23 protein-coding genes are annotated in these 23,564 nt (G+C 62.7%); 8 read left to right on the top strand and 15 right to left on the bottom strand.

Features of this window, described 5'->3' with window-relative positions:
* Positions 1–104 precede the first annotated feature (104 nt).
* The 5 genes from ACW9IN_RS09460 to ACW9IN_RS09440 form a co-directional block, all read right to left on the bottom strand.
* Entirely contained in the window at positions 105–1,580 is a 1,476-nt protein-coding gene (locus ACW9IN_RS09460) for an NAD-dependent succinate-semialdehyde dehydrogenase (protein WP_457365638.1), read from the bottom strand.
* On the bottom strand, positions 1,577–2,635 hold the full coding sequence (locus tag ACW9IN_RS09455; RefSeq protein ID WP_457365637.1) for a Gfo/Idh/MocA family protein: 1,059 nt from the start codon (positions 2,633–2,635) through the stop codon (positions 1,577–1,579). The genes ACW9IN_RS09460 and ACW9IN_RS09455 overlap by 4 nt, the downstream gene beginning before the upstream one ends.
* Before the next feature lie 35 nt (positions 2,636–2,670).
* The gene (locus ACW9IN_RS09450; RefSeq protein WP_457365636.1) at positions 2,671–3,114 is read right to left on the bottom strand and encodes an RbsD/FucU family protein; all 444 of its coding nucleotides are present in this window, start codon (positions 3,112–3,114) and stop codon (positions 2,671–2,673) included.
* 28 nt (positions 3,115–3,142) lie between these two features.
* Positions 3,143–4,456 (bottom strand): MFS transporter, encoded by a 1,314-nt coding sequence (locus tag ACW9IN_RS09445; protein ID WP_457365635.1) that lies wholly within the window; start codon positions 4,454–4,456, stop codon positions 3,143–3,145.
* 108 nt (positions 4,457–4,564) lie between these two features.
* Complete coding sequence (locus ACW9IN_RS09440; protein ID WP_457365634.1) at positions 4,565–5,689, bottom strand: mandelate racemase/muconate lactonizing enzyme family protein; 1,125 nt, start codon at positions 5,687–5,689, stop codon at positions 4,565–4,567.
* Positions 5,690–5,799: 110 nt separating this feature from the next.
* Here ACW9IN_RS09440 and ACW9IN_RS09435 point away from each other — a divergent pair, with 110 nt between their 5' ends.
* A complete protein-coding gene (locus tag ACW9IN_RS09435) occupies positions 5,800–6,681 on the top strand; it encodes a LysR family transcriptional regulator (protein ID WP_457365633.1) in 882 nt (293 codons plus the stop codon).
* Here the strand turns inward: ACW9IN_RS09435 and ACW9IN_RS09430 are convergent.
* Complete coding sequence (locus tag ACW9IN_RS09430) at positions 6,644–7,225, bottom strand: nuclear transport factor 2 family protein (RefSeq protein ID WP_457365632.1); 582 nt, start codon at positions 7,223–7,225, stop codon at positions 6,644–6,646. The genes ACW9IN_RS09435 and ACW9IN_RS09430 overlap by 38 nt on opposite strands.
* Positions 7,226–7,341: 116 nt before the next feature.
* On the opposite strand from ACW9IN_RS09430, the gene ACW9IN_RS09425 reads away from it, so the two are divergent.
* Entirely contained in the window at positions 7,342–7,737 is a 396-nt protein-coding gene (locus tag ACW9IN_RS09425; RefSeq protein ID WP_457365631.1) for a hypothetical protein, read from the top strand.
* Here the strand turns inward: ACW9IN_RS09425 and ACW9IN_RS09420 are convergent.
* The 4 genes from ACW9IN_RS09420 to ACW9IN_RS09405 form a co-directional block, all read right to left on the bottom strand.
* Positions 7,718–8,308 carry a TetR/AcrR family transcriptional regulator gene (locus tag ACW9IN_RS09420; protein ID WP_457365630.1) on the bottom strand — a complete coding sequence of 197 codons (591 nt, stop codon included), beginning with the start codon at positions 8,306–8,308 and terminating at the stop codon, positions 7,718–7,720. The genes ACW9IN_RS09425 and ACW9IN_RS09420 overlap by 20 nt on opposite strands.
* Before the next feature lie 74 nt (positions 8,309–8,382).
* Positions 8,383–9,144, bottom strand: a complete 762-nt coding sequence (locus ACW9IN_RS09415) for a molybdopterin-dependent oxidoreductase (protein WP_457365629.1) — start codon at positions 9,142–9,144, stop codon at positions 8,383–8,385.
* On the bottom strand, positions 9,137–9,760 hold the full coding sequence (locus tag ACW9IN_RS09410; protein ID WP_457365628.1) for a cytochrome b/b6 domain-containing protein: 624 nt from the start codon (positions 9,758–9,760) through the stop codon (positions 9,137–9,139). The genes ACW9IN_RS09415 and ACW9IN_RS09410 overlap by 8 nt, the downstream gene beginning before the upstream one ends.
* 69 nt (positions 9,761–9,829) lie before the next feature.
* Positions 9,830–10,432, bottom strand: coding sequence for a hypothetical protein (locus ACW9IN_RS09405; RefSeq protein ID WP_457365721.1), 603 nt, complete (start codon positions 10,430–10,432; stop codon positions 9,830–9,832).
* Positions 10,433–10,660: 228 nt separating this feature from the next.
* Here ACW9IN_RS09405 and ACW9IN_RS09400 point away from each other — a divergent pair, with 228 nt between their 5' ends.
* Both ACW9IN_RS09400 and ACW9IN_RS09395 read left to right on the top strand, forming a co-directional pair.
* Positions 10,661–11,356 carry a heavy metal response regulator transcription factor gene (locus ACW9IN_RS09400; protein WP_457365627.1) on the top strand — a complete coding sequence of 232 codons (696 nt, stop codon included), beginning with the start codon at positions 10,661–10,663 and terminating at the stop codon, positions 11,354–11,356.
* Positions 11,329–12,723, top strand: a complete 1,395-nt coding sequence (locus ACW9IN_RS09395) for a heavy metal sensor histidine kinase (RefSeq protein WP_457365626.1) — start codon at positions 11,329–11,331, stop codon at positions 12,721–12,723. The genes ACW9IN_RS09400 and ACW9IN_RS09395 overlap by 28 nt, the downstream gene beginning before the upstream one ends.
* A 53-nt stretch (positions 12,724–12,776) precedes the next feature.
* On the opposite strand, the gene ACW9IN_RS09390 is transcribed toward ACW9IN_RS09395, so the two are convergent.
* The 5 genes from ACW9IN_RS09390 to ACW9IN_RS09370 all read right to left on the bottom strand — a co-directional run bounded on the left by ACW9IN_RS09390 (position 12,777) and on the right by ACW9IN_RS09370 (position 18,748).
* Positions 12,777–13,370, bottom strand: coding sequence for an HD domain-containing protein (locus ACW9IN_RS09390; protein WP_457365625.1), 594 nt, complete (start codon positions 13,368–13,370; stop codon positions 12,777–12,779).
* On the bottom strand, positions 13,367–15,373 hold the full coding sequence (locus ACW9IN_RS09385; RefSeq protein WP_457365624.1) for a S9 family peptidase: 2,007 nt from the start codon (positions 15,371–15,373) through the stop codon (positions 13,367–13,369). Before ACW9IN_RS09385 ends, ACW9IN_RS09390 begins: the two co-directional genes overlap by 4 nt.
* Before the next feature lie 60 nt (positions 15,374–15,433).
* A complete protein-coding gene (locus tag ACW9IN_RS09380; protein WP_457365623.1) occupies positions 15,434–16,774 on the bottom strand; it encodes a serine hydrolase domain-containing protein in 1,341 nt (446 codons plus the stop codon).
* Positions 16,775–16,793: 19 nt separating this feature from the next.
* Positions 16,794–17,939, bottom strand: a complete 1,146-nt coding sequence (locus ACW9IN_RS09375; protein ID WP_457365622.1) for an NAD(P)/FAD-dependent oxidoreductase — start codon at positions 17,937–17,939, stop codon at positions 16,794–16,796.
* Between the two features lie 83 nt (positions 17,940–18,022).
* Positions 18,023–18,748, bottom strand: a complete 726-nt coding sequence (locus ACW9IN_RS09370) for a helix-turn-helix domain-containing protein (protein ID WP_457365621.1) — start codon at positions 18,746–18,748, stop codon at positions 18,023–18,025.
* 148 nt (positions 18,749–18,896) lie between these two features.
* On the opposite strand from ACW9IN_RS09370, the gene ACW9IN_RS09365 reads away from it, so the two are divergent.
* The 4 genes from ACW9IN_RS09365 (at position 18,897) to ACW9IN_RS09350 (ending at position 23,457) form a co-directional block, all read left to right on the top strand.
* A complete protein-coding gene (locus ACW9IN_RS09365) occupies positions 18,897–20,549 on the top strand; it encodes a serine hydrolase domain-containing protein (RefSeq protein WP_457365620.1) in 1,653 nt (550 codons plus the stop codon).
* Between the two features lie 2 nt (positions 20,550–20,551).
* Positions 20,552–21,550: a dipeptidase gene (locus ACW9IN_RS09360; RefSeq protein ID WP_457365619.1), complete on the top strand. Its 999-nt coding sequence runs from the start codon at positions 20,552–20,554 to the stop codon at positions 21,548–21,550.
* 110 nt (positions 21,551–21,660) lie between these two features.
* On the top strand, positions 21,661–22,026 hold the full coding sequence (locus ACW9IN_RS09355) for a RidA family protein (protein WP_457365618.1): 366 nt from the start codon (positions 21,661–21,663) through the stop codon (positions 22,024–22,026).
* Positions 22,027–22,080: 54 nt separating this feature from the next.
* Positions 22,081–23,457, top strand: a complete 1,377-nt coding sequence (locus tag ACW9IN_RS09350; RefSeq protein ID WP_457365617.1) for a carbohydrate porin — start codon at positions 22,081–22,083, stop codon at positions 23,455–23,457.
* The last annotated feature ends 107 nt before the right edge of the window (positions 23,458–23,564 follow it).

The following is a 23,564-nucleotide window of genomic DNA, read 5'->3' as shown; positions in this document are numbered from 1 at the left end:
TCTCACCCCTCGGATTTTTTGTTGTAGAGGCGATGACTCAGGTCATCGCACAGAGTCGGGTGACGCACGCGCGTCATGTTTCTTGCCTGCTGCCGCGAGGTTTCCTACACGTCGCCCACACAGACGGTTTTGCTGTAGAGAAAGGCGTCCAGCCCCTCTTTCCCGCCTTCCCTGCCCAAGCCAGACTCCTTGACCCCGCCGAACGGCGCTTCGGCAGTCGTCATCAGCCCCGTATTGACCCCGACCAGCCCGCACTCCAGCGCTTCGGCCACACGCCACACGCGGGAAACATCCCTGGAATAGAAGTAGGCCGCCAGCCCTTCCTTGCCCGCGTTGGCCAACGCAATCGCCTGCCGCTCGCCATCGAAACGCAACACGGGCGCGACCGGCCCGAAGATTTCTTCGCGGCAGACCCGCGCGTCGTGGGGAACGTCGACCAGAATCACCGGCTCGACAAAGTGGCCGTCCAACTCAACCGGATTGTCTGTACCGAGCACCGCTGCGCCGCGCTGACAAGCATCGTCCACCAGGGCGCGCACCGTGTTCACCGCTCGCTCGTCGATCAGCGGGCCGATGCTGACACCGTCATCCAGGCCATTGCCGACCTTGAGGGCGGCCACCGCCTGGGCGAACCGCGCGACGAACTGATCGTAGAGGGGCGCTTCGACCAGAATGCGGTTGGCACACACACAGGTCTGGCCGGCGTTGCGGAACTTGGCCTGCACTGCGCCCGCCACCGCCGCGTCCACATCGGCATCGGCAAACACGATAAATGGCGCGTTGCCGCCCAACTCCAGCGACAGGTGCTTCATGGTTTTGGCGCAGCGCTCATACAACCGCTTTCCAACCGCCGTGGACCCGGTAAAGGTGATTTTCGCCACCTCGGGGCTGTCGACGAGGGCGTTGCCGATCTCGGCCGCCGGCCCCGTCACGATATTCACCACACCGTCCGGCACGCCGGCTTGCTCCGCCAGCCACACCAGCGCAAGCGCGGTCAGAGGTGTTTGCGAGGCGGGCTTGATCACCACCGTACAGCCGGCAGCGAGCGCCGGTGCCACCTTGCGGCCAATCATGCCGGCGGGGAAATTCCACGGCGTGATAACGCCCACCACACCCACCGGTTGGCGCATCACCACCAGCCGCTTGTCGGTCTGATGCGGCGGAATGAGCGTGCCGTAGGCGCGACGCCCCTCAGCGGCGAACCACTCGAAAAACGAGGCCGTAAAGGCGATTTCGCCCTTGGCTTCGTGCAAGGGTTTGCCTTGCTCGAACGTCAGGATCAACGCCAGGTCATCGAGATTTTCCAGCATCAGCCGGTGCCAATTCATCAGGATGTCGGCGCGGTGTTTGGCCGTGGTCGCCTGCCACGTCTGGAACGCCGTCAATGCCGCGCCGATGGCGACGTCTGCCATCGTTGCATCCAGCGAGGGCACCGTTGCGATACATTCTCCGGTCGCGGGGTTGTGCACCGGCAGTGTGTTTTCATCCGCCGGACCGACCCAGCGACTCCCCACTTTGCAGCGTTCCACCAACAGGGCGGGGTTCTTGAGCCGCGCACGCAAGTCCAGTGGGACGCTCATTCTTTTGCCCCCTCAACCCCATAGCGCGAGGGTTTCACCACCGCGCCCGATGCCGCGGAATCGTAGGCCGACATCACCAGTGCAAAGGTCTTCAGGTTGTCTTCACCGGTGGTCTCGAACGCCCCGCCAGCCCGCAAGCCGTCGACAAAATGCTGGACGGTGTTGACCACGGCATCCTGCTCACAGTGCCACGGCCTGACCGCCCACGGCCGCATCGCCGGTTCCAGGTCGAACCTGTGCAACTCGCCACCCCAGGTCGCCTCGACCTTGTAGTCCTGCAACAGTTTGATGCTGCCTTCGGTTCCTTCCAGGTGAAGCAGTGTCTGCGGAATCGGGTCGGGAAGCTGGCAGCTGCCGTAGGTGCACTCGACCACGCACACCGCGCCGCTGGTGTGACGCACCAGGGCCGTCGCCTGATCCTCGCCCTTGACGAACGACTTCACCGTCTGGGTCTGGCAATACAGGCTTTCCACTTCGCCGAAGTAGAAGCGCGCCAGGTCAAACACATGCACCCCGAGGTCCAGCAGCGCCAGACGATCGACCTGGGCCAGGTAGGGTTGATTCGCGTAGATGTCGTACCCGGTGCGGAACGCGATACGCCCCCAGGTCAGCGTGCCGATCCGGCCTTCTTTCAACCATTCGGCGATTTGACGGTTGGGCGCCTGGAACCGGAAGTTTTCATGCACCATCAGCGGCACATCGGCCCGCTTGCAGGCCTGCACCAGGGCCACCGCGTCGTCCCAGGAGGGTGCGATCGGCTTTTGCACTTTCACCGCGATACCAAAGCGGGCCGCAAGCTCGACCAGCTCGCGATGGGTTTCCATGGTGGTGCAGATATCGACAAAATCCAGGTCCAGTTCAGCGAACATCGTCGCCGCATCCTGGTAGGTCACATCGATACCGAACTTGCGGCAGGTCTGTGTCGCCCGTTTTGTGTCCCGGTCACAGATGGCGATGATTTTCGCGCCGTCAACGACCGCCCACGCCTCCAGGTGATTCTGTGCAAAATACCCCGCCCCGATGATCGCCCCGCGCAACGTTTTAACTGTTTCCACGCTCTACTTCCTCCGCTTTCATGACCGTCGATGCTTCAAGAAAAAATCACACCCTTGCGAATCAGCAGGCAGCCGTAGCCACGCCCCTCGCTGGTCGACACCACCGCATAGGCGCGCTTGGCCTCATCGTCGAAAGGCCCCCACGGCACCGCCGTGAACGCGACTGCGCGATCGTTCGCCTGGTTGAACGCCTCCAGCATCAACTGCTGCACCGCCGGGATGTTGTCCGGTTCGTTGCGCACGCCCATTCGGCGGATCGGAAATTCGGGCACTTCGTCAATCGGCATCACCGAGGCAATGGCGGCCGCCACTTCCGGGGCGGACGCATGGATACGAATCGCACTGCCATGCACGGTATGGGCAGCCACCGAGGCCGCCGGAAAATTTCGGTCGACGATGGCGATGTCGTCGCCGTGTCCCATCGACCGCAACACAAAGAGCAATTCCGGACTGAGGAGAGGATCGATTCGTTTAAGCATTGTCAGACTCCACTGAATAGAAGGCATGTCACGCCTGCTCGGGCGCGGCGAGCCGCGGGTCGGGCTCCACGCGCGCCGGACGGCCGCGCACCCGGATCAAGGTCATCAACATCGCCAGCCCGGCCAGCACGGCCAGGGCATACAAGCCACTGGCAAAACTGTCCGAACCGTGTTTGAAACTGCCCACGATGTAGGGGCCCGCAAAACCGCCGAGGTTGCCGATGGCATTGATGAAGGCAATGCCCCCTGCCATCGCAGTGCCGCTCAGGTACATGGGAGGGATCGCCCAGAACGGGCCTTTGCAGCCCAGAATGCCGATGGCCGCCACACACAGCGCGACGATCGACCAGGACGACGCCACCAGATAACCGGCGAGTGCCAGGCCGGCGCAGGCCAGCAACATCGACAGGGCGAGAAAACCTCTGCGCTCGGCGAAGCGGTCAGACAATTGGCCGATGACGATCATGCCGATACAGCCGGCGATGTAAGGGATCGAGGTGATCAAGCCCACCTGCCAGGTTTCGAAGCCTTGGTTCTTGATGATTTGCGGAAGGAAAAAAGACAGGCCGAGGTTGGCACTGATGGCGCAAAAGTAAATGCCCGCCAGCACCAGCAGCGCCGGGTTCAAAAACGCCTGGCGCAAGCTGTGCACACTTTCATGCCGCGCGCCCTCGCCGTCCTTCGCCAGTTCCCGGGTGAGCCAGGCTTGCTCCTGCGGTGCCAACCAACGCGCCTGCTCCGGTCGATCGGTCAGCAAACGCAGCACGAAAACAGCGCCGATGACCGCGGGTAATCCCTCCAGTACGAACAGCCATTGCCAACCTTTGAAACCCAACGCGCCATCCAGCTGTAAAAGCGTGGTCGACAGCGGTGCACCGACGGCAATGGCCAGCGGTATGGCGAGACTGAACGTCGCGATGATGCGTGCGCGGTACCGCGCCGGGAACCAGAGGGTCAGATAGAGCACCACGCCCGGGAAAAAACCGGCCTCGGCCACCCCCAGCAGAAAGCGAATGATCAGGAAGCTGGTTTGCCCCTGGACCAGGGCCATCGCACAGGAAAGCACGCCCCAGGTAAACAGGATGCGCGCGATCCAGCGCCGCGCGCCGAAGCGCATCAGAAACAGGTTGCTGGGCACTTCGAACAGGCAATAACCGACGAAAAAAATACCGGCCCCCAGCCCGTACGCATAGGCCGAAAGACCAATGTCCGCGTTCATCGTCAGGGCGGCAAACCCTACGTTGATACGGTCGATATAAGAAATGATGTAAAGCACCATCAGCAGCGGGATCAGGCGCCAGAAAATCTTGCGCATCACCCTCTCTTCATTAGGCTGTTGCATACAGACTCCGAGACTCGATTATGTTTATTGTGTTCGGCTCTTGTAGCGGTACTGCAAAGACAGCGTCCTGCGTCGGGCAGGCAGCCGACGCAGGTTCGCTTCGATGGGTCAGGACACCGTTGACCAGCGTCCGAACCGCGTGACTTCCTTCTCTTCGAAACCGAAGCCCAGCCCGGGGGTCTGGTGCAGCACCACGCGGCCCTTTTCGTGTTCCAGCTGACGGTCCACCAGCCGGCGGAAGTTCAGCACCTGGTCATCCCAGAAAAACTCCACGTAACGCGCGTTAGGCGTGGCCGCCACCAGCGGTGCGTGGATGTCATGGAACCAGTGCGGGCACACCTGGATGCCGTAGCCTGCCGCCAGCGCAGCGATACGCTTGAACTCGGTGATACCGCCACACACTGCCGCATCGGTTTGCAGGATGGCGGCGCCGCCCATGTCCAGCAGTTGCTTGTGGTACCAGCGGCCATAGCCGATCTCAGCGGTGGCCACGGGAATGCGCGTCAGCCTGGCCAGACGGGCGTGGCTTTCGATGTCGTCCGGGCTGAACGGTTCTTCGATGAAGTACGGGTTGTACTGTTCAAATCGGCTTAGGTACTGCATGGCCTGCACCGTATCGATCCAGCCGTTGTTGCAGTCCAGCATCAGTTCCACGTCATCGCCGATGGCCTCGCGTGCGGCTTTCACGCGGGCTTCTTCACCGGCGGGCGACAAACGTCCGGTTTTCATTTTGACGGCGTTGAAACCCAGCTCCACGAAACCGGCCATTTCCTCGCCGAGCATCCCGGCGGTCTTGCCTTCGACGTAATAGCCGCCGCTGGCGTACGCAGCCACCGTGTCGTTTTCTACCGCGCCGAGGAATTTGTGCAGCGGCAGGCCGGCGTGCTTGGCGTTCATATCCCACAAGGCGATATCCAGCGCACTCAAGGCACGCATGACGGTACCCATGCGCCCTTGCAGCAAGGCTTCCTGGTACATGTCTTTCCACAAGCCCTCGACGGCGAGTGAGTCCTTGCCGATCAGAATCGGGCCGAGCAATTGCTCCACGGCCACGCGGAACAGCTCACCGGCCGCACTGCCGACATAGCAGAAACCAATGCCTTCAATGCCGTCCGCACTGCGCACCTTGACCAGGCCGTAATGGCGGTTGGTCACGGTACGACTGGAGAACGAGGTGACTTTATCCAGGGGTACGCTGGCAGCACAGACTTCGATGGATTTGATAATGGGCACAGCATGTCTCCTTCGAGCAGCTTTTGTTGTTGGTGTGGACACTGTGCGCCGCTTCTGATATCTGAAAAAGCGGGGTTTAACATCGTCATAAAACGTAAAAAGCGTGGTTTATGGACACTCACTTCCTGCAAAGCTTTGTCACGGTGGTCGAGGCCGGGTCGATTGCCGAAGCCGCTCGCCGGCTGGATCTGGCACCTACCACCGTGACGCAACAAATACGCGCACTGGAGCAAGAGTTCGGCGTGAGGCTGTTACAGCGTTCGGGTCGCACCGTAAAACCGACCACGGTGGGTACGCGCATCCTTGAACGTTCGCGGGATCTGCTCAGGGACGTGCGCGACTTGTATTCCGCCGCGTCCGACACCCGACTGCCCGCCGGTCCCTTGCGCCTGGGCGCCACGCCGACAGCCCTGATGGGGTTGCTGCCGCACTGCCTGCGCGACTGGAACCAGGCGCATCCGGATGTCGCCATCTATATCGAACCCGGCACCTCGGCCTTGCTGCTGGAGAGAATCACCCGTGGCGAACTGGATGCCGCCATTCTGGTACACCCCTCGTTCGACTTGCCCAAGAGCTGCGCCTGGCAGCCCATGCGCGAGGAGCCCTTGATCCTGCTCACACCGGCCACCATGCCGGTCGACGATGTGTTGGCAGTCGCGGCCAGTCAGCCGTTCATTCGCTACGACCGCCATGTGGTGGCAGGCCGAATGGCCCATGACTACCTGAACGCCAAGGGCGTCAGCCCGAAAGTCCAGTTCGAACTCGACGGCATCGAGCACATTGCCCAACTGGTAGCTGAAGGCTTTGGGGTATCGGTGCTGCCGGATTGGCCCGTGATCGGCGGGCAGGACCCGCGCCTGCGCCGCTGGCCGCTGCCACCACCTTGCCCCTCAAGGCAGGTCGGCATGGTATGGATGCGCGGCGCGGCACGTTCCGCCCTGGCCGAAGAGTTCGTCAGCGTTGCTTGCCATCAGCGCTCGACGCCGCCGTAGCACTGAGCGAGTCATGGAAATGCAGGCCATCCAACCCGCTACGCAGCAATTCGCGCTGGATATCCGCGCCATTGACGGGCAGTAGCGTGCGTCGGGCGATGGTCCAGCGTTGGTCTTGTCGCTCCAGTTCCCAGCGGTTCACCACGGCACGGTGAATGCGGTAGCCGGTGGAAACGCCGTGATTGGGCAATTCGCGCGCAGGGCCTTGGTCATCGAGGTGCACGATCATCAGGTAGGAGGTCACGATGGCACTGTCCCCGCGCAGGTCGATCAGCGGCAGCCCGGCAAAGTGCGCCAACCCGCCGCGAATGGCGGCTTCATGCTCGGGCCTCAGGATAAAGGCGGCGATGTCCTTCGCCCCCTGTGCGCCGTCCAGCGTCGGACCGCGGTCGAACACGCCGTCTGGCTGGTAGACCGACCGGGTGTAGTCCGCGTGCCCCGTATCGGCACTGGGCGGATGGGACGCGATGAGTTCATAAATGGCGAGCTTGTCTTCAACGATGCGCAGGCGCGCTTCCAGGTCCGATGATGCGGTTGGCTGCATGGGGTTCTCCTCGGTTCGCTCAAGCAAAAAACCTATCATCGCCCATCGCCTTGAAAAAACCTACCAGTTGGTAGACAGTGAGTGCCGCTACCGCAGACTTCGACAGGACCGTGGTCATGAACAGTATTTCTGCCTGCACGCCGTTGCTTCATGCAACGGGCGCCGATTGCATCCCGCGCAAGCTCACTCCCTCTTCGGACTTCGCGGAATTGTTGAGGACCCAGCTTCCCGCGCAACCGTCGATGCCCCAGGCAGCCATCGTTGAACAGATGATTACCCGGGCGGCGCCTATCGAGGGCTCTGGCCGCTGCGCGAGCGGCTATATCTATGGGGTTCCGTTCGAATGCGCATCGACCACCTCGGTCACGGTCTTGTCCCCGGCGGCCATCACGCTCACCTGGGTCGCCATCGACATCGAGCGCGCGCCCCTGCAGACATCCCGAAACGAGATCGCACGCCGGCGTGTGCGCCAGCGTCAACGTGTGGAAGGCTTCACGCCTGAGGAGGGGTAAGCAGCCTGTGCAACAGTGGCTGGGTGATCGCCCCGAACATGGATGCGTCGCCATAGGCCCGGGCAGACAGCATGGCGCCGTGGACGGTGGCCATGAATATCTCGGCTTCGGCACGCGCATCGCTCGCGAGCGTGAATTGCCCTTGCCGGGCCCCGCGCTCCAGCACAGACGTGATCCAGGCCGACAGCGTGCGGAAATGCGCCCTCACCTCCAGCGCGATCTCCTGAGGCAGCACCGGGATCTGGGTCGCGAGCAAGGCGCACACACAGTAGCCTTTCGTCACGTCACCGACACAGGCCAGCCAGTAACCGATGTAATTGCGCATTTGGTCGGCGGGATCGGGAAAATGCCGCTCCATTGCCGCGATCCCGGCCTCGGCCTCCTTGCGGTAACGCTCCACCAGAATGCGAACTAGGTCGGCCTTGGTGGGGAAATGATGATGGATGCTGGCTTTGCGAATCCCCACGAACTCGGAGATATCCGCATAACTGAAACCGTTGTATCCACCCGAGATGATGAGTGAACGCGTGCAATCAAGAATGTCGTTGAAGGTACTGGAGGATTTTTTCATCGCAAAAATCTATCTGCCGGCAGGTATGGCGTCAAGCGAAGTGCCATCGCCCTGCCGGCTGATCGCAACGGGCTTCAGATCCCGCTGAACCAGTTGTAGCCCTGATCCTCCCAGTAGCCTCCCGGATTATCGTTGCCGATATAAATCTCGACGACATGCTTGGGGTTCTTGAACCCCAGCTTGGTCGGCACCCGCACCCGCAACGGGTAGCCATACTCCGGCGGCAGGGCGACTTCACCGAAATCCAGCGCCAATAAGGTCTGGGGATGCAACGCGGTGGGCATGTCCAGGCTGGAGTAGTAACGATCGGCGCATTTGAAACCGACGAATTTGGCGGTGGTATCGGCGCCGATGTGCTCCAGAAACGTCTTCAACGGCACCCCGCCCCACTGCCCGATGGCGCTCCAGCCCTCCACGCAGATCAGCCGCGTGATGTCGGTGCGCTGCGGCAGCTTGCGCAAACCGTCGAGGGTCCAGGGCGCCTTGTCACGTACCAGGCCGGACACGGCCAGCGCGTAGTCCGACACGTCGAGGTCCGGAATATCGTCCTGCCCGTAAAATGCGTTGAACGGAAAAGGCGTGGTCATTTGCGCCTGGGTATAGGTCGGGGCCAGTTTCTGCCCGCTGAACAGCCAGGCCTGGACCCGGTCGTTCCAGCGCGACATGGCCCACAGCACCTTGTCCACCTGGTCGCCGTCTTGCAGGTTGCACCCGCTCAACATGGCCATCGCTCCGACAGTCAGCCCGCCGCGCAGAAAATGCCGGCGCTGGATGCTCTCCAGTTGCAGCCGCTGGGCAGGCTCGAGCTGGATCCTGCGTTTTCTGGGTTCAATCATGAAGGTGTTTCCCGTCAGAAAGCGGCCGTGTGCCGCCGGTGATCATCGGCAACAGGGTCTTCGGCACCAGCAATACCAACGCCAGATGCACCACGACAAACGCCCCGATGGCCGCCATCGCCGCAAAGTGCACATAACGCGCAATGTCATAACCGCCCAGCAGCGCGACCAGTGCCTGCAACTGAATGGGCTTCCAGATCGCCACCCCGGAGACCACCACCAACGCGCCCGCCGCCAGCACCAACCCGTACATCAGGCGTTGCACAGCGTTGTAGACGCCCTTCTCGTGCGTCAGCCGAAAATGCACGGCGTCATTCAAGTCACGCTTGAGCGCCGGGAGGGTAATGGGCAGAAAGTCCCGCCGGAAATGCCGGCTGAACAGGCCGTACAGGCCATAAAGGCTGGCGTTGATGACCAGCAACCACATGAACGCAAAGTGCCAGGCCAGCGAACCGCCCAGCCAGCCGCCGACGGTCAATGCCGCCGGAAACCGGAAGGCAAACAACGGCGAAGCGTTGTAAATCGCCCAGCCGCTCATGAACATGCAGACCATGCAAACAGCGTTAAGCCAATGCGTGAGGCGCACAGGCCAGGCATGGATCGGAGTCTTTTTCATCTCGCGCCCCCTCGCGCCAGAACCGCTGCAACCAGGCCGTGCAGGCCTGGTTGCCGCCGCAAAGTCGCGTTACATCGGTGGCTGGAAGCCGTCTTTACCCACCGCAACACCACGGGCGCTGCCGTCCTGCGCCGGGAACACCACGATTTTTGCGCCTTTGACCAACTCATCGGCTTTGCCGGGCTCGACATAGGCAATCGGCACGTCATCCGGCACCACCAGTTGCTTCTCGCCCCCCTTGTAGTTGACGGTCAGCGTACGGCCATTGGCGTTGGACAGCTTGCCCACCGTGCCATTGGTCATGGTGCCGGTGCTGCCGTCCGCGTTCTGCCAGCCGTAATGCCCTTCGCCGCTGCCCTTGAGGCTGGACTCGAACACCGTGACTTCCAGGGCTTTAAGGGTGCCGTCGGACTGCGGGACCGCCGCCGAGCCGACAAAACTGTCAGCCTTGATCGACTCGACGGCCGCCTTGGACACCCGTACGACACCGGTCTTGTCGGTCAACGCGATGTTTTGGTGCGCGCCGTTGCGGGTGGTGAAGTTCAGCGTATGGTTATCGACACTTTCAACCACCCCGCGCAGCGGCTTGATCACGGGCATATCGGCGGCAGTCGCAAGCACCGCAGCGCCGGCAATCAGTACGCCCAGGGTGGTGGACAGAGCAGTCTTCAACTTCATGTGAACGATTCCTCACGGGTTTGGGTGCCCACATCCTCCAACCCCGACCGGGCCTCCACGATGACCCCCCGATGACATTTTTGTCATCGGGCCGCCCATCCGGCGAATGACAGAAATGTAACCGACACACCGTCCACGGCCCGTTACACTGCACACCCGGCGGCTTGCGCGGAATCGAGGCCGGGCAGTTGGAACCAGACAGTGAACCCCGAGCGGCCCTGAATGCATATTTTGCTCATCGAAGACGACACCAAAACCGGCGAGTACCTGAAAAAGGGCCTTGGCGAGTCCGGCTATAACGTCGATTGGGCGCAACACGGCGCCGACGGCCTGCACATGGCACTGGAAACCGCCTACGACCTGATCGTGCTGGACGTCATGCTGCCCGGCATCGATGGTTTCCAGATCATCGAATTGTTGCGCGCACGCCAGGACGTGCCGGTGCTGTTTCTCACCGCCCGTGACCAATTGCCCGACCGTATTCGCGGCCTGGAACTGGGCGCTGACGACTATCTGGTCAAGCCATTTTCCTTCACCGAACTGCTGCTGCGCATTCGCACCATTCTGCGTCGCGGGGTGGTGCGCGAACCCGATCACTTTCACCTGGCCGACCTGGAACTGGACCTGGTGCGTCGGCGCGTTACGCGCCAGCAACACGTGATCGTGCTGACCAACAAGGAGTTCGCCTTGCTGCATCTGTTCGTACGCCGCGAAGGAGATGTGTTGTCCCGTGCGCAGATCGCTTCGGAAGTCTGGGACATGAACTTCGACAGCGACACCAACGTGGTCGACGTGGCGGTCAAGCGCCTGCGCAGCAAAGTCGACCTGCCCTACCCGGTCAAACTGATCCATACGGTGCGCGGCATCGGTTATGTATGCGAGGCAAGGTCATGCGGCCCCGACGCCCCCCGTCCCTGACCCTGCGCTCGACGCTGGCCTTCTCGCTGGTGGCGATGCTCGCCGTGGCGGGCGCCGGGTTTTATCTGTACGCGTCGATGAAAGCCTCGGTGCTGATGAACACCGACCACGCCGTGATGGGGCGCCTGGACCATTTTCGCAAACTGCTGCACTACGAGCTGGCACTGGACAAGCTGCGCGACAGCCCGCAGATCTTCAAGAACATGCTCGACAGCGAAGACGACATTTTCATCATTGGCGAACCCGGCCAACCGCCCGTGATCCTGGTCAACCCACTGAATGCGGTATTGCCTGACCTGCCGGTGATAAACGCCGATGCGCCACTCAGCAGCCACGATTTGCGCAGCGGCGTCACCGCGTCCGGCGTGCCCCTGCGCGCCGCGACCGTACAAACCACCTCCGGCGGTCGCGAAGTGCGCCTCACCGCCGCCCACATCATGGTCAAGGAAATGGCCATGCTGGAAAACTTCCGTCAGCGGATCTACCTGGCGGTGAGCCTGGCATTCGTGGTCACCGCGCTGCTCGGCTACATCCTGTTGCGGCGTGGCCTGCGCCCGTTGCGCAACCTGGCGGCGCATGCGGCAAACATCACGCCCAAGCGGCTCGACAGCCGCATGGACAGCGCAGATACCCCAGTGGAGCTGCAACAACTGAGCGAGGCCTATAACGCCATGCTCGACCGGCTCGCCAACGGCTATCAACGCCTGACGCAGTTTTCCGCCGACCTGGCGCATGAAATCCGCACGCCGGTGGGCTCACTGATGGGGCATTGCCAGGTCGCGCTGCGCCAGTCGCGGACCCAGGACGAATATCAGGCACTGCTGGCCTCGAACCTCGAAGAGCTGGAGCGCATTTCGCGAATCGTCGAAAGCATTCTGTTCCTCGCCCGTGCCGACGAGACGCAATCGGTGCTTCAGCGCCAGCCGTTGTCCATGGGCGATGAGTTGCAGCGCGTCGCCGGATACTTCGAAGGCCTTGCCGAAGAACGCCAGATGCACCTGCGCATCCATGGCGATAGCCGTGTCAGCGCCGACCCGGTTTTGCTGCGCCGCGCGCTGAGCAACCTGGTGGCGAATGCCATTCGCTATGCCCATGAAGGCAGCGAGATCCTCATGCAAACGCAGGCAGTGAGCGGTGGGTGCAGGATCGACGTGCAGAACCAGGGGCCCGGGCTGAGCGAAGCGACCCTGCACAAACTGTTCGACCGGTTTTACCGCGGTGACGCTTCCCGTCATCAGCAGTCCGACTCCCACGGCCTGGGCCTGGCGATTGTTGCGGCGATCATGCAACTGCACGGCGGTGAAGCCAGCGTGGACCAGCCGGCGGTGGGCACCATTCGGTTTTCGCTGTTCTTCCCCGCCGGTTGAGCGAGCGCTTCAGCACGGCGTTTCTGGTGGCCGCGCGCCCCCGGGAATACTCGTTACCGGTGCGGCTGTGTCGGGGTTGCCGAGAAATGCCGGGCGACCCACTGCTCGCACAACGTCCACAGCGCCGGCGCGCCTTTCTGGATGACCGGGCCATAGCGAGCCACCACCTGTTCGAGGGAAACATCGCTCTCGGTCCAGGTCCCGCCCTCGGTGAATACATTGATCAGCAACGGCTGAAAGCGATCAAGCGCCTTGGCGAACGCCGCATCATCTGTCTGCCCCTGCTCGAACTCCTGCCATAACCCGATGAACCCATCGCCCTGGGGCGACGGCAGCTGGCCAAACAAGCGCTGCGCCGCTTCGGCTTCCAGGGCCTGCTGTACCTGAGTCGAAGCGCCGCCATGAATGGGGAAGTCGCCCACGTCGATCTCGACGATGTCATGCAACAACAGCATGCGGATGACGCGATTCACATCCACGGTTCCATTGGCATATTCACTCAGGATCAGGGCGTACATCGCCAGGTGCCACGAGTGCTCGGCGGAGTTTTCCTTGCGGCTTTTGTCGAGCAGTGGCGACTGCCGGACAACACTCTTCAAGCGGTCGATTTCCCGCAGAAAACCCAGTTGTTTTTCCAGTGCTGTCAATTGCGTGATCTCCTGTCAGGCATGTGTTTTTCCAACCATGCCATGACTCGCGCGGTGAAGTCGAAGATCGCCGGCATCGCGCGGATGCCATGGCCTTCCTGCGGGTAAGTCAGCAACACACTCTCCACTTCGGTACTGCCCTGCAACGCGCGGTGAAACTCCAGGGCCTGGCTCGCGGGCGTGATCTTGTCGAGTGCGCCACACACATTCAGCGTCGGGGTCTTGACCCGCTCAGCGTAGTGGATCGGGCTGCGCGTAAAGTACTGGCCCAACGGGTCACCCAGCTTGTCGCTGAGGAACAACTCGCAGAAGGTCGGCACGTTGCAGGTCAGGTGCTGGCTGACCCAGTGGGTCACCGGCGCAATCGGCACGGCGGCGGCGAACCGCTGATCCTGGGTAATCAGCCAGGAGGCAATATAGCCTCCGTAGCTGGTGCCCATGACCGCAATCCGTGTGGGGTCGATCACCCTCCGAGCCTCCAGCGCATCCAGGCCTGACAGATAGTCATAGGTGTCGCGCCCGCCCATGTCGCCGAACACCAGCCGGGCAAACGCCTGGCCGCGTCCGCTCGACCCGCGCGGGTTGGGCAGGAACAGCGCATAGCCTTCGGCAAGCGCGACGAATTGCAGCGCAGAACGCCCCAGGTATTGCGGACGAACGTGCCACACCGGCCCGCCATGCACATGCAGGATCAGCGGATGCGGGCCCGGGCCAGCGGGGGTGATGAGCCAGCCATGGAGTGTCAGCCCGTCGGGGGCCGTCCACACGAAGTCGCGCGCCGTTGCGCCAAGCCCATGGATGCTGGCATCCAGCTCGGCGCTGCCGAAGCGGCGGATGACACGCTCTGTGCCCCCTTCAAATGCGACCAGTTGGGGCGCGTGCGAGAAGGACTCCACCAGACACAGAAAATCCTCGGCACGGCCACCCAGCGGCGCGATCTCCGGAAAGATCAAGCCGCTCGGCTGGCGCTCGCTTTCACGCCACAACTCGCGGGCCACGCCAGTCTGCCGCTCGAACAGGCCGGCGACATAATCAGGTCCTTGCGCCGAGCCGAAGAGCAGCGTGTGTTCGTCACGCCAGAGCACCTGCGTGACATCGGCCCCCAGCGTCGCCGCCTGGGTCACTTCGCCGCTCGCGACGTCGATCAAGCGCAGGTCGCCTGCGACCAGGTTGCGATCCGAGCAGACCGCTTCGATCACCGCAACGGTGCTCCCCGACGGCGTGGCGACCACGCCATTGAGCTGGTCACGGGGCTTGAACAGGGTTCGGGACTGGCCATCTTCGATCGCGATCATGCGCACATCAGCCGTGTACCACCACGTCTCCTCCGGCTGGTCCGAACAGATCGCGACCATGTGGTCGGGCCCCGCCCAGCTCGCCTGCCAGACATTCACGCCGGGCAAGCTGATCCGCCGCACATGCCCCGTCGCCACCTCACAGAGCCACGCACTGCGCCAGGGTGTTGCCTCCGGCGCACCTTCGACCGTGGGCGTCCAGCCTGCTTGCGCGTCACGGTCCAGGCTGACCGCGAAGGCGCCCTGCGCGCCCGCAAGATCGGAGCCAAAACCCGCAATGCAGACCAGCAGCGTTTTACCATCCGCCGACCAGGCCAGCGACTCGACAAAGCCGTCGAGCGGCGGGCCGGCACGGTCGGTTCGACCGTCCAGGTCAAAGAAGCGCAGGTGGTTCACATACGCCTGCTCGCGGTCTGACAGGTAGGCAATCGAACCGCCATCCGGCGACCATTGCGGGCTGCTGTCCGAGCGCGGACCGCTGGTGATGACCTCGAGCGCACCCGAGTCGAGGTCGACCAGCGCGATCCGCGTCGACGGATGGCCCTGGAGCGCCTCGCACACCACCGCCGTGGCGACCGTCGTGGCGCCGTCCGGGCTGACACTCAATTGGCTCAAACTGGAAGCTTCGCCACTCCCCGGGCGCAACCACGCCCGGGTCAGTTGCTCGGCTTCAATGAACGACCGATGGCCGCGAAAATCGTTCTGCATAATCTGTCCCGAAACACGAGGTTCAATGGCGCTTCAGCGGGCGCTCTTCCTGGCCGGCGTTCAGGCCACGCGGTTGAAAATCCTGACCATCGCGCCCAAACGCTGCATCTTGCCGCTGGCATCCGGGTTGACGAACGCCAGTGGAAACGGATGCGCCACGCCGTTCATGCTCATCTGGAAAAGATGCTCGCCCGCGAGCTTCAGTTGAAAGACCGGCGCATTGGCATTGTCGGTCTCATACAGGTCTTGCCGAGCGACCATTCTGGCGAACAATTCGCGACCCTCACGGTAGATTTCAAACCGGAACAGCTGGTTCTCGAAATGCCCCTCATAGGGCGTCGTGTCCACCGCCTCCTCAATCGGCACCAAGGGTTCGCTGATCGAGCCCCAACTGGCCAGAATCGGGTCGATGAGCGTCGCGTCGAACGCGCCGTACTTCGAACAGTTGGTCAGCAGCGCAAAGGCCTTGCCGCTCGCCGGGTGCGCGTACAGCACGGAGTTGACGCCCGGACCGCCACCACCGTGAAACAGCACGCCGCCGGACAAGATCATCCAGCCCAGGCCGATGCGCCAGGTGTGGGGCGAAATGAATCCGGTGGTCTCCTGCGTCATCAGCGACGCGCTGGCGTCGGACAAAATGCGCACGCCGTTGACGCCCACGCCGCCATTGATCATCGCGCGGGCGAAGGTCACCAGGTCCGCGGCGGTCATCATCACCGTGGCGCCCGCCGGGGCAAAGCTCAGGGGCAGGAATGGCTTGGTACTTTGTACGAGCTTGCCGGCCTCATCGACCTGATCGCCGACGCTGACACGAAACCTTGGCAGTTCAGTGATATCCGCCAGCGAATGCTTAAGGCCCAGGGGCTCGAAAATGCGCGACTTGATCAGGCTGTACCAGCCCTCGCCCCGCAGCTTCTGGGCGATATAGCCCGCGATGACCGTGCCGATGTTCGAATAGGCGGTGGCCTCGCCCGGCGGGTGCAGTTGCAGTTTGGAGGCACAATCCTCGATCGCATTGACAATGCACTGTTCATCGAAATCCCGGTACGCCGGGCAGTCATAGTCGATGCCGTTGGTGTGGTTGATCAGCATCCGGCAGGTGATATCGGGCAGCGCCTGCGCATCGCCCAGGCGCAACTCGGGCAGATGTCGGGCGACAGGATCGTCGAGACCGATCAGACCGTCATCGACCAACTGCATGAACAATGCAGCGTTCAGCACTTTGGTGATCGAACCGATGTGCATCAGTGTGTCGAGCGTCACCGGGTCGCCGGTCACGCTATTACGCAGACCGCCGACGCACTGGTGCATCTGATTGCCGTCCCAAAAAGCGAAAGAGGCGCCGGTTACCTCGCGGCTGTCGGTGAGGTCCGTGATGGCGCGGGCGAAATCCAGGGTCATGTCAGTGTCCTTTTCCAGGTTAATTATTGTTGTGGGTACCCAAGCGGGCCGGCGCGAGCATCTGCGCTTGCAGCCCGATATCGATGAGGTCCTGGGGCAGTTCGCCGTCGACGCATAACGCCGCCGTCAAGCGCCCCAGCGCCGCTGCGGTCTGGATGCCATAGCCACCCTGCCCGACCAGCCAGAAGAAGCCCTTGGCAACCGGGTCGAAACCCGCCACCGGCGTACGGTCCGGGCTGAACACGCGCAAACCGGCCCAACTGTTCGATACACGGCGCACCTGGGCCCCGGTCGCTTGCTCGAAACGGTCCACGGCAATGGCCACGTCCAATTCCTCCGGTTGTGCATCGCAAGGCGGCGAGTCGGTTTCGTCGGCGGGCGAGATCAGCAACAGCCCGGCGTCCGGCTTGAAGTAAAACTGCTCGTCGATCGCAATTGCCGCCGGCCAGCGCGCGGCATCCAGACCGGCGGGCACATCGACGAGCGCCGCCGTGCGGCGCTTGGGTTGCAAGCCAAGCGGTGCAACACCGGCACTGCGTGCCACCTCGTCGCCCCAGGCACCCGCGGCATTGACCACCACGGGCGCGCGGAAACTGCCGCTGTGGGTATTCACGCGCCAGCGCCCGTCGACATAGACCAGCTTCTCAATGCGCGAGGCCGTCAGAATCTCCGCGCCCTGGGCACGGGCCTGGCGCAGGAAACCTTGATGCAGCGCGTCGACGTCGATATCCGCCGAGCCCGTTTCCAGCACGGCGCCGCCCAGGTAGCCCTCACGGAACGCCGGCACGAGTTCATGCACTTGCGAGGGCGACAGCACCTGCGTCCTGGCTGCCACATCGGGGTCCTGACGGAACTGTTCGAGAAGGTCCAACTGATCGGGCGTGCCGAAGAACAGCACATCCCGTGGCGTCACCAAGGGCCCTGCGGCAAACCCGGCCGGAGGCTCGAACAGAAAATCGCGGCTGGCGCGGGTCAGGCGACGCACGACGGCGTTGCCATAAATTTCGGAGAAGAGTGCCGCAGAGCGACCGGTGGAGTGATAGCCGGGATGGTCTTCGGTCTCGAACAGCAGCACCGAGCCATGCGCCGCCAGGTGCGCCGCTGCCGACGCCCCGGCGATGCCGGCGCCGATCACCACAAAATCAACATCCCTGACTTGACTCATCACTGCCACCTCCAGAAGATTGGGAAAGGTGGACTATACGAAATAATTTTGCATATTTGGAAATTAATTTTCCAAAGTAGCGATTACTTCGTTCGTGGTGCGCGCCGTGGCTTCGCTCCCTCCACAGACGCGCCGGCGGCCCCACCGTTCTTCTCCGAAATCGACACAAACGTCTCGATCATCGGCTCCACGCTCCCGCGCGGCGCGGCCGCCGCAACGATGCGGCAAGGTGCGTCACTGGCCTTGAGATAGGCATGCCCCATCTCGCTGTCGAAGTACAGCGAATCCCCTGCATACAGGCGCACAGGCGCATAAAGATCGGTGCAGAACTCCACTTCGCCCTCGATGATGTAGACGAATTCCTCGCCGGGGTGGCGAATCAGATCGCCGAACTCCGCCAGAAATTCCTCCATGGTCCGGGCATGCACCTCGACGACCATCGGCGTCATTTTCTTGTGCAGCAACTCCGTGGCCAGGTAGGTCTGGCTGTAGCTGCGGGTGTCCACCTGCATGCCTTCGCCGGCACGCGACAGGACGCGGCGACCAATGCTCACCGGCGCCGGTGCGGGAGCCTGGGCCGGGCTGCCGAGCAGCTCGGTCATGTCCACGCCCAGGCCGCGACTGATGGCCGCGAGCTTGTCGAACGACAAGGACAGGTGCCCCGCCTCCAGCTTCGACAACGTGGAAGCAGCCAGTCCGGTCCTGGCGCTCAGCTCGGCCAGCGTCATGTCCGCACTGCGGCGCAGCGCTCGGATCGTGGCGCCGGGGTTATTGTTACGGGTATCGGGGGTGGGATCGGTCATTTTCATGGCGTGCACTGTAGCAGGCAGGTTCCATTCCCCCAAGTAAAAAGCCACACCAATTATCACCATATGGAAATTTATATTCCAAAACGGAAATATTGTTGCTAGCATCCATCGCACTACCCAGCATACGTTGCTGCTCAAGAGGACTGTCATGAACGTTGCAGACGCCCAGACCATCCCAGCCAACACGGGCATCGCCGCACTGGATGCGCTTTTCCAGCCATTCAACCGCGGCGATGCGCCAGGTCTGGTCGTTGGCGTCGCGCAGCATGGCAAGACGCTCTACCGCCGAGGCTTCGGCTTGGCCAGCGTGGAACAAGGCGTCGCAAATACGCCGGGGACGCGCCTGCGCATCGGCTCCACCAGCAAGCAATTCACCTGTCTGGCCGTGCTGCTGCTCGCCGAGGACGGGAAGCTCGACCCCGATGCCGGCGTGCGCCGCTACCTCCCCGAATTGCCTGCCCTGGCAGCCGAACCCAGCCTGCGCCAATTGATGGCGCATACCGGCGGCTATCGTTGCCACCTGGACCTGGGCTTCATCGCCAGCGGCATGGCGATACAACCCATCGGAACCGCGTTGGCAACCCTGCGACGCCAGACAGCGGCCAACTTCGCGCCGGGTGAATCCAGCCTGTATTGCAATGGCGGCTATCACTTGCTCTCACAGGTGATCACGCGAACCAGCGGCATGCCCTTCGAGCAGTTCTTGCAGGAACGCATCTTTGTGCCGCTGGGCCTGCTGGACACCGCCTCGGTGCCGAGCGACCTGCAGATCCATTCCGGCATGGCGACACTGCACCTGCCCCGGCCCGACGGAGGCTGGGCACGTGGCATTTTCCCCAGCGAAGAAATCCTCGGCGAAGGCGCAATCATCTCAACCGTGGATGACATGCTGAAATGGCTGGCGCATCTGCGTCACCCGCACACCGTCGGCAACGCGACGACCTGGGCGCAGATGACCACGCTTTCACGGCTGAACGACGGCAGCGCCTTCCCCTACGCCCTCGGGCTGATGCGCCACGACTACCGTGGCGTCGAGGTGATCCACCATGCCGGCGGCGTGATCGGTGGCGCCGCGCAGATGCTGAGCGTGCCGAGTCATGCGCTGGATGTGATCATCATGACCAATGGCGCACTGGCCAATCCCATCGAGCTGGCCAACCAGATCGTCGATGTCCTGCTCGGCGATGCCCTCGGAGCACACGCCCAGAAGGCTGCGACAGCACGCTTCCCCACGCTGCCAGGAACTCGCTACCAATCAAGACACAGCGGTCACGTGATCGGTTTCGCGGACGTTGGCGGCATGCTGGGCCTGAGCTTTCTGAATACGCCGGCAATCCCCCTGACAGACACCGGCGATACGCTGAGCATCGGTTTTCAGGCGCTCGCCGCCGGCCCACTGATCGTGCCGATCGCGCAATTGGAAGGCCTGGACGAAGCACCCGAATCACTGCAGTTCAGTGAGGCCGGCCACGTTTCGGCATTTGAACGTCTCCCGTCCGAGGTGCCTGCGCTGGCGCACGTTGGCGCAACGCTGATCGGCCCGTATCACTGCACCGACCTGGACGCGAACGCCGACATCCGCTTCGACGGCGAGACCCTGAACCTGGTCGTTCACGGTGCGCTGGGCGATTCGGTATTGCACCTGGAGGCCTTCGGTACGGACGTCTTCGGCCTGGTGTCGTCGATCCCGGCATTGTCCCTGCGCGGCGTGCTCAACGTTGAACGCAACGACGACCGCGTCACCGGGTTCGTCATCGATACACTGCGTACCCGCCACCTGTCATTCGAACGGAGAGACTGAGGATGAACACCCGCGCCCCCACACCACCTTCGCGGCTCTCGTCGATGCTGGTCTGGGACAACCATGCCTGCATGCCCCTCACACCCCACGACGTCAGTTTCCTGGACCAGCTCGAATGGCATCGCCGCGCCGGCACCGATGTCGTGATGCTCAACGTCGGCTTTGGTGATGACGCCATCGAGGCCCATCTGCGCATGCTTGCCACGTTTCGTGCCTGGCTGGCGGCGCGTCCGACGCACTACCGGCTGATCCACTCGGTGGCCGATATCCACGCGGCCCGGGCCGCCGGGCAACTGGCGGTGGGTTTCGACATCGAAGGAGCCAATGCGATCGGCGACCAGCTCAGCCTGATCGAGCTGTACAGCGACCTGGGTGTGCGTTGGATGCTGTTGGCCTACAACCAGAACAACCGGGCCGGCGGCGGTTGCCAGGACGATGACCCCGGCTTGAGCGCGTTCGGTCGTGCAATGCTGGAAGAAATGGCGCGTGTCGGCATGCTCGGCTGCTGCTCGCACACCGGCTACCGCACGGCTCGCGAGGCCATCGATGCCTCGCCTGCGCCGCTGATCTTTTCCCATTCGAACCCGCGCGCACTGCACGCGCACCCGCGCAATATTCCTGACGAACTGATTCGCGCATGCGCCGCGCGCGGCGGCGTCATCGGTATCAACGGCATCGGCCTGTTCCTTGGCGACAACGACGCATCCCCCGCCAATGTGGCGCGGCACGTACTGTACGTGGCCGGGTTGGTCGGGCCCGAACACGTCGGCCTCGGATTGGACTTCATGCACGACAGCGAGGAGATCGATGCTTACCTCGCGGCGAACCCGGACAAATTCCCGCCCCACCTCGGCTACGGGGCCGGCATGAAGATGATGGCGCCGGACGAGCTACCCGCGCTGGCCGATGAGCTGAGCAGAGCCGGCATGGCCGACGCCGAACTGGCCGCCGTGTTCGGCGGCAACTGGCTGCGACTGGCCGAGCAGGTCTGGCGCAACTAGCCCTCCACACGTATCACCCGCACCCAGGCCGCCCACCCTCAAGGGACGGGCGAGCCCTGCCGCGGGCGCAGTAAAGATTCGTTGCTCCTTTATTCACCGAGAGAACCGCTATGACTTACCTTCAACGCTTCGATGTTGGCCCACGTATTTCCCAGGTTGCTGTGCACAACGGCGTCGCCTACCTGGCCGGCCAGATTCCCTCCGACATGAGTGCCGATGTACGTGGCCAGACAACCCAGGTGTTGCAGGCGATCGACACCCTGCTGGCCCGCGCGGGCACGGACAAGACCCAGGTGCTGAGGGCCGAGATCTTCCTGGCCGACATCACCGACTTCGCAGAGATGAACGCCGCCTGGGACGAATGGGTATCAGCCGGCCATGCACCGCCACGGGCCACGGTAGAGGCGCGGCTGGCAATGCCGGAGATCAAGGTAGAAATCGTCGTGACCGCTGCGGTCCCAGGCGAAGCGCAATAACACGATCAACGCACTTGCCCACTTTCCACTTCAAACAAAAATAAAGGAAATCAGATGAACGACCTCATCGCGCATTCATCCTTCGTCTCACAGCAACAACCTGACGCGCTCAAGGGCGGGTTCACGCCGGGCTCGCGCACCCTTCTGGCGTCCCTGACAGCGCTGTTGCTGCTCGGGCAGACCGTTCGCGCTGAGGAGGTGGCAGCCCCGGCGGCGCCCAACTGTGCGAAATACGATCAATACAACTACCGGGGGTCCGAGTCGCCCTTCCCGTCCAACTGCGAATCGATTGCCCCGGAACTGGGCGGGTTTCGCGAAACCCTGTTCAACTCGGGGTGGAACGCGCAGCTCATCCTGACCACGGGCCTGACCTACGACCTCAAAAGCCACGACCGCGAAACCCAGGTGTACAGCGGCCAACGGCCCTCGTCCACCTCGACCGGCAGCCTGCTGATCAACCACGACCTGGGACGGTACGGGCTTCCCGCAGGGTCGCTGTTCACCCTGGGGGGATCGTTCGCCTACAGCAGCTTTCGTGGCGACGGGTTGCGCGAGGGATTCATCAGCCAATTGTCCGCGCGCGTGCCTTTCTACGATGATCGGGTGATCGTGCAGGTTGGTTATTTCAGCCTGGCGGGCCAGTTCTACGGCACGCTGTTGGGCAATAACATCGCCGCCTCGACGCTGGGCCCAAGCAGCGGACTTCTGGCACAAACCGGTGCCCAGGGCTTCAAGCCCTCTCCGGCGCTGGACATTCGCCTCTACTCCGAAGACAAGCGTTTTTACAATCACATTGGCGTGGCCCGCAGCATCAGCCCTGCCGGCCTGTTTCCCGACGCCGACGACAATCGGTCCGGCCTGCGCTTCAATACCAAAGATGCCCGGGCAGTGGTGATCGACGAAGTCGGGTACCGCGTCGAGGCCGGGCCCGACCAGAAGAAAATCTGGCTGCGCGGCGGCGTCGTGTACAACAACTCGCAATACGCCCGACTGGACGAGCCGGGCGAGAAAACCACCAATCACGGCGCTTACATCGTGGGCGACCTGCAATTGACCCAACCCAGCTCATCGCTGCCGTACAAAGGCTGGTATGTGAACGCCTATATCAACGAAGGCCGGGACAACGTCAATTATCTGCCCGGGGCGTTCGGCGGTTCGCTGTATAACCTGGGGCCGTTTGAGTCCCGGCCCTACGACTTGTTTGCCATTGGCGCGTCAAAAAACGAATATAGCCGCTACGCACGACGCAACGCCGGGGACGCAGGCCTGGATTATGCGGATGCCTCGACGAACATTTCGGTGTCCTATGCCTACCGGGTGAGCCGCGGGATCTATCTGCAAACCGCTTTGATCCACACCGACAACCCGACGTTCGCGCCACGCAGGGACAGTTCCGTGAATGCCTACACGACGTTGGTACTGGTGTTCTGATGCACGTCGCGTGCGCTAGCCTCGATGGGTAGCGCACACGCCACGGTGGACCCCATGAATGATTGAGTCAGCGCTGCACCCCGAACGCTTCGCCATGAGAGAAACGC

The organism is Pseudomonas sp. SDO5271_S396, from assembly GCF_054071795.1.
The sequence above is the reverse complement of the archived record's forward strand: the minus strand, read 5'-3'. Positions and strand labels throughout refer to the sequence as shown.

Excerpts from the sequence above, each read along its gene's own strand:
- ACW9IN_RS09460 (WP_457365638.1), bottom strand. The coding sequence starts at position 1,580 with ATGAGCGTCCCACTGGACTTGCGTGCGCGGCTCAAGAACCCCGCCCTG.
- ACW9IN_RS09450 (WP_457365636.1), bottom strand. The coding sequence starts at position 3,114 with ATGCTTAAACGAATCGATCCTCTCCTCAGTCCGGAATTGCTCTTTGTG.
- ACW9IN_RS09445 (WP_457365635.1), bottom strand. The coding sequence starts at position 4,456 with ATGCAACAGCCTAATGAAGAGAGGGTGATGCGCAAGATTTTCTGGCGC.
- ACW9IN_RS09435 (WP_457365633.1), top strand. The coding sequence starts at position 5,800 with ATGGACACTCACTTCCTGCAAAGCTTTGTCACGGTGGTCGAGGCCGGG.
- ACW9IN_RS09430 (WP_457365632.1), bottom strand. The coding sequence starts at position 7,225 with ATGCAGCCAACCGCATCATCGGACCTGGAAGCGCGCCTGCGCATCGTT.
- ACW9IN_RS09425 (WP_457365631.1), top strand. The coding sequence starts at position 7,342 with ATGAACAGTATTTCTGCCTGCACGCCGTTGCTTCATGCAACGGGCGCC.
- ACW9IN_RS09420 (WP_457365630.1), bottom strand. The coding sequence starts at position 8,308 with ATGAAAAAATCCTCCAGTACCTTCAACGACATTCTTGATTGCACGCGT.
- ACW9IN_RS09415 (WP_457365629.1), bottom strand. The coding sequence starts at position 9,144 with ATGATTGAACCCAGAAAACGCAGGATCCAGCTCGAGCCTGCCCAGCGG.
- ACW9IN_RS09410 (WP_457365628.1), bottom strand. The coding sequence starts at position 9,760 with ATGAAAAAGACTCCGATCCATGCCTGGCCTGTGCGCCTCACGCATTGG.
- ACW9IN_RS09400 (WP_457365627.1), top strand. The coding sequence starts at position 10,661 with ATGCATATTTTGCTCATCGAAGACGACACCAAAACCGGCGAGTACCTG.
- ACW9IN_RS09395 (WP_457365626.1), top strand. The coding sequence starts at position 11,329 with ATGCGGCCCCGACGCCCCCCGTCCCTGACCCTGCGCTCGACGCTGGCC.
- ACW9IN_RS09385 (WP_457365624.1), bottom strand. The coding sequence starts at position 15,373 with ATGCAGAACGATTTTCGCGGCCATCGGTCGTTCATTGAAGCCGAGCAA.
- ACW9IN_RS09380 (WP_457365623.1), bottom strand. The coding sequence starts at position 16,774 with ATGACCCTGGATTTCGCCCGCGCCATCACGGACCTCACCGACAGCCGC.
- ACW9IN_RS09375 (WP_457365622.1), bottom strand. The coding sequence starts at position 17,939 with ATGAGTCAAGTCAGGGATGTTGATTTTGTGGTGATCGGCGCCGGCATC.
- ACW9IN_RS09370 (WP_457365621.1), bottom strand. The coding sequence starts at position 18,748 with ATGAAAATGACCGATCCCACCCCCGATACCCGTAACAATAACCCCGGC.
- ACW9IN_RS09365 (WP_457365620.1), top strand. The coding sequence starts at position 18,897 with ATGAACGTTGCAGACGCCCAGACCATCCCAGCCAACACGGGCATCGCC.
- ACW9IN_RS09360 (WP_457365619.1), top strand. The coding sequence starts at position 20,552 with ATGAACACCCGCGCCCCCACACCACCTTCGCGGCTCTCGTCGATGCTG.
- ACW9IN_RS09355 (WP_457365618.1), top strand. The coding sequence starts at position 21,661 with ATGACTTACCTTCAACGCTTCGATGTTGGCCCACGTATTTCCCAGGTT.
- ACW9IN_RS09350 (WP_457365617.1), top strand. The coding sequence starts at position 22,081 with ATGAACGACCTCATCGCGCATTCATCCTTCGTCTCACAGCAACAACCT.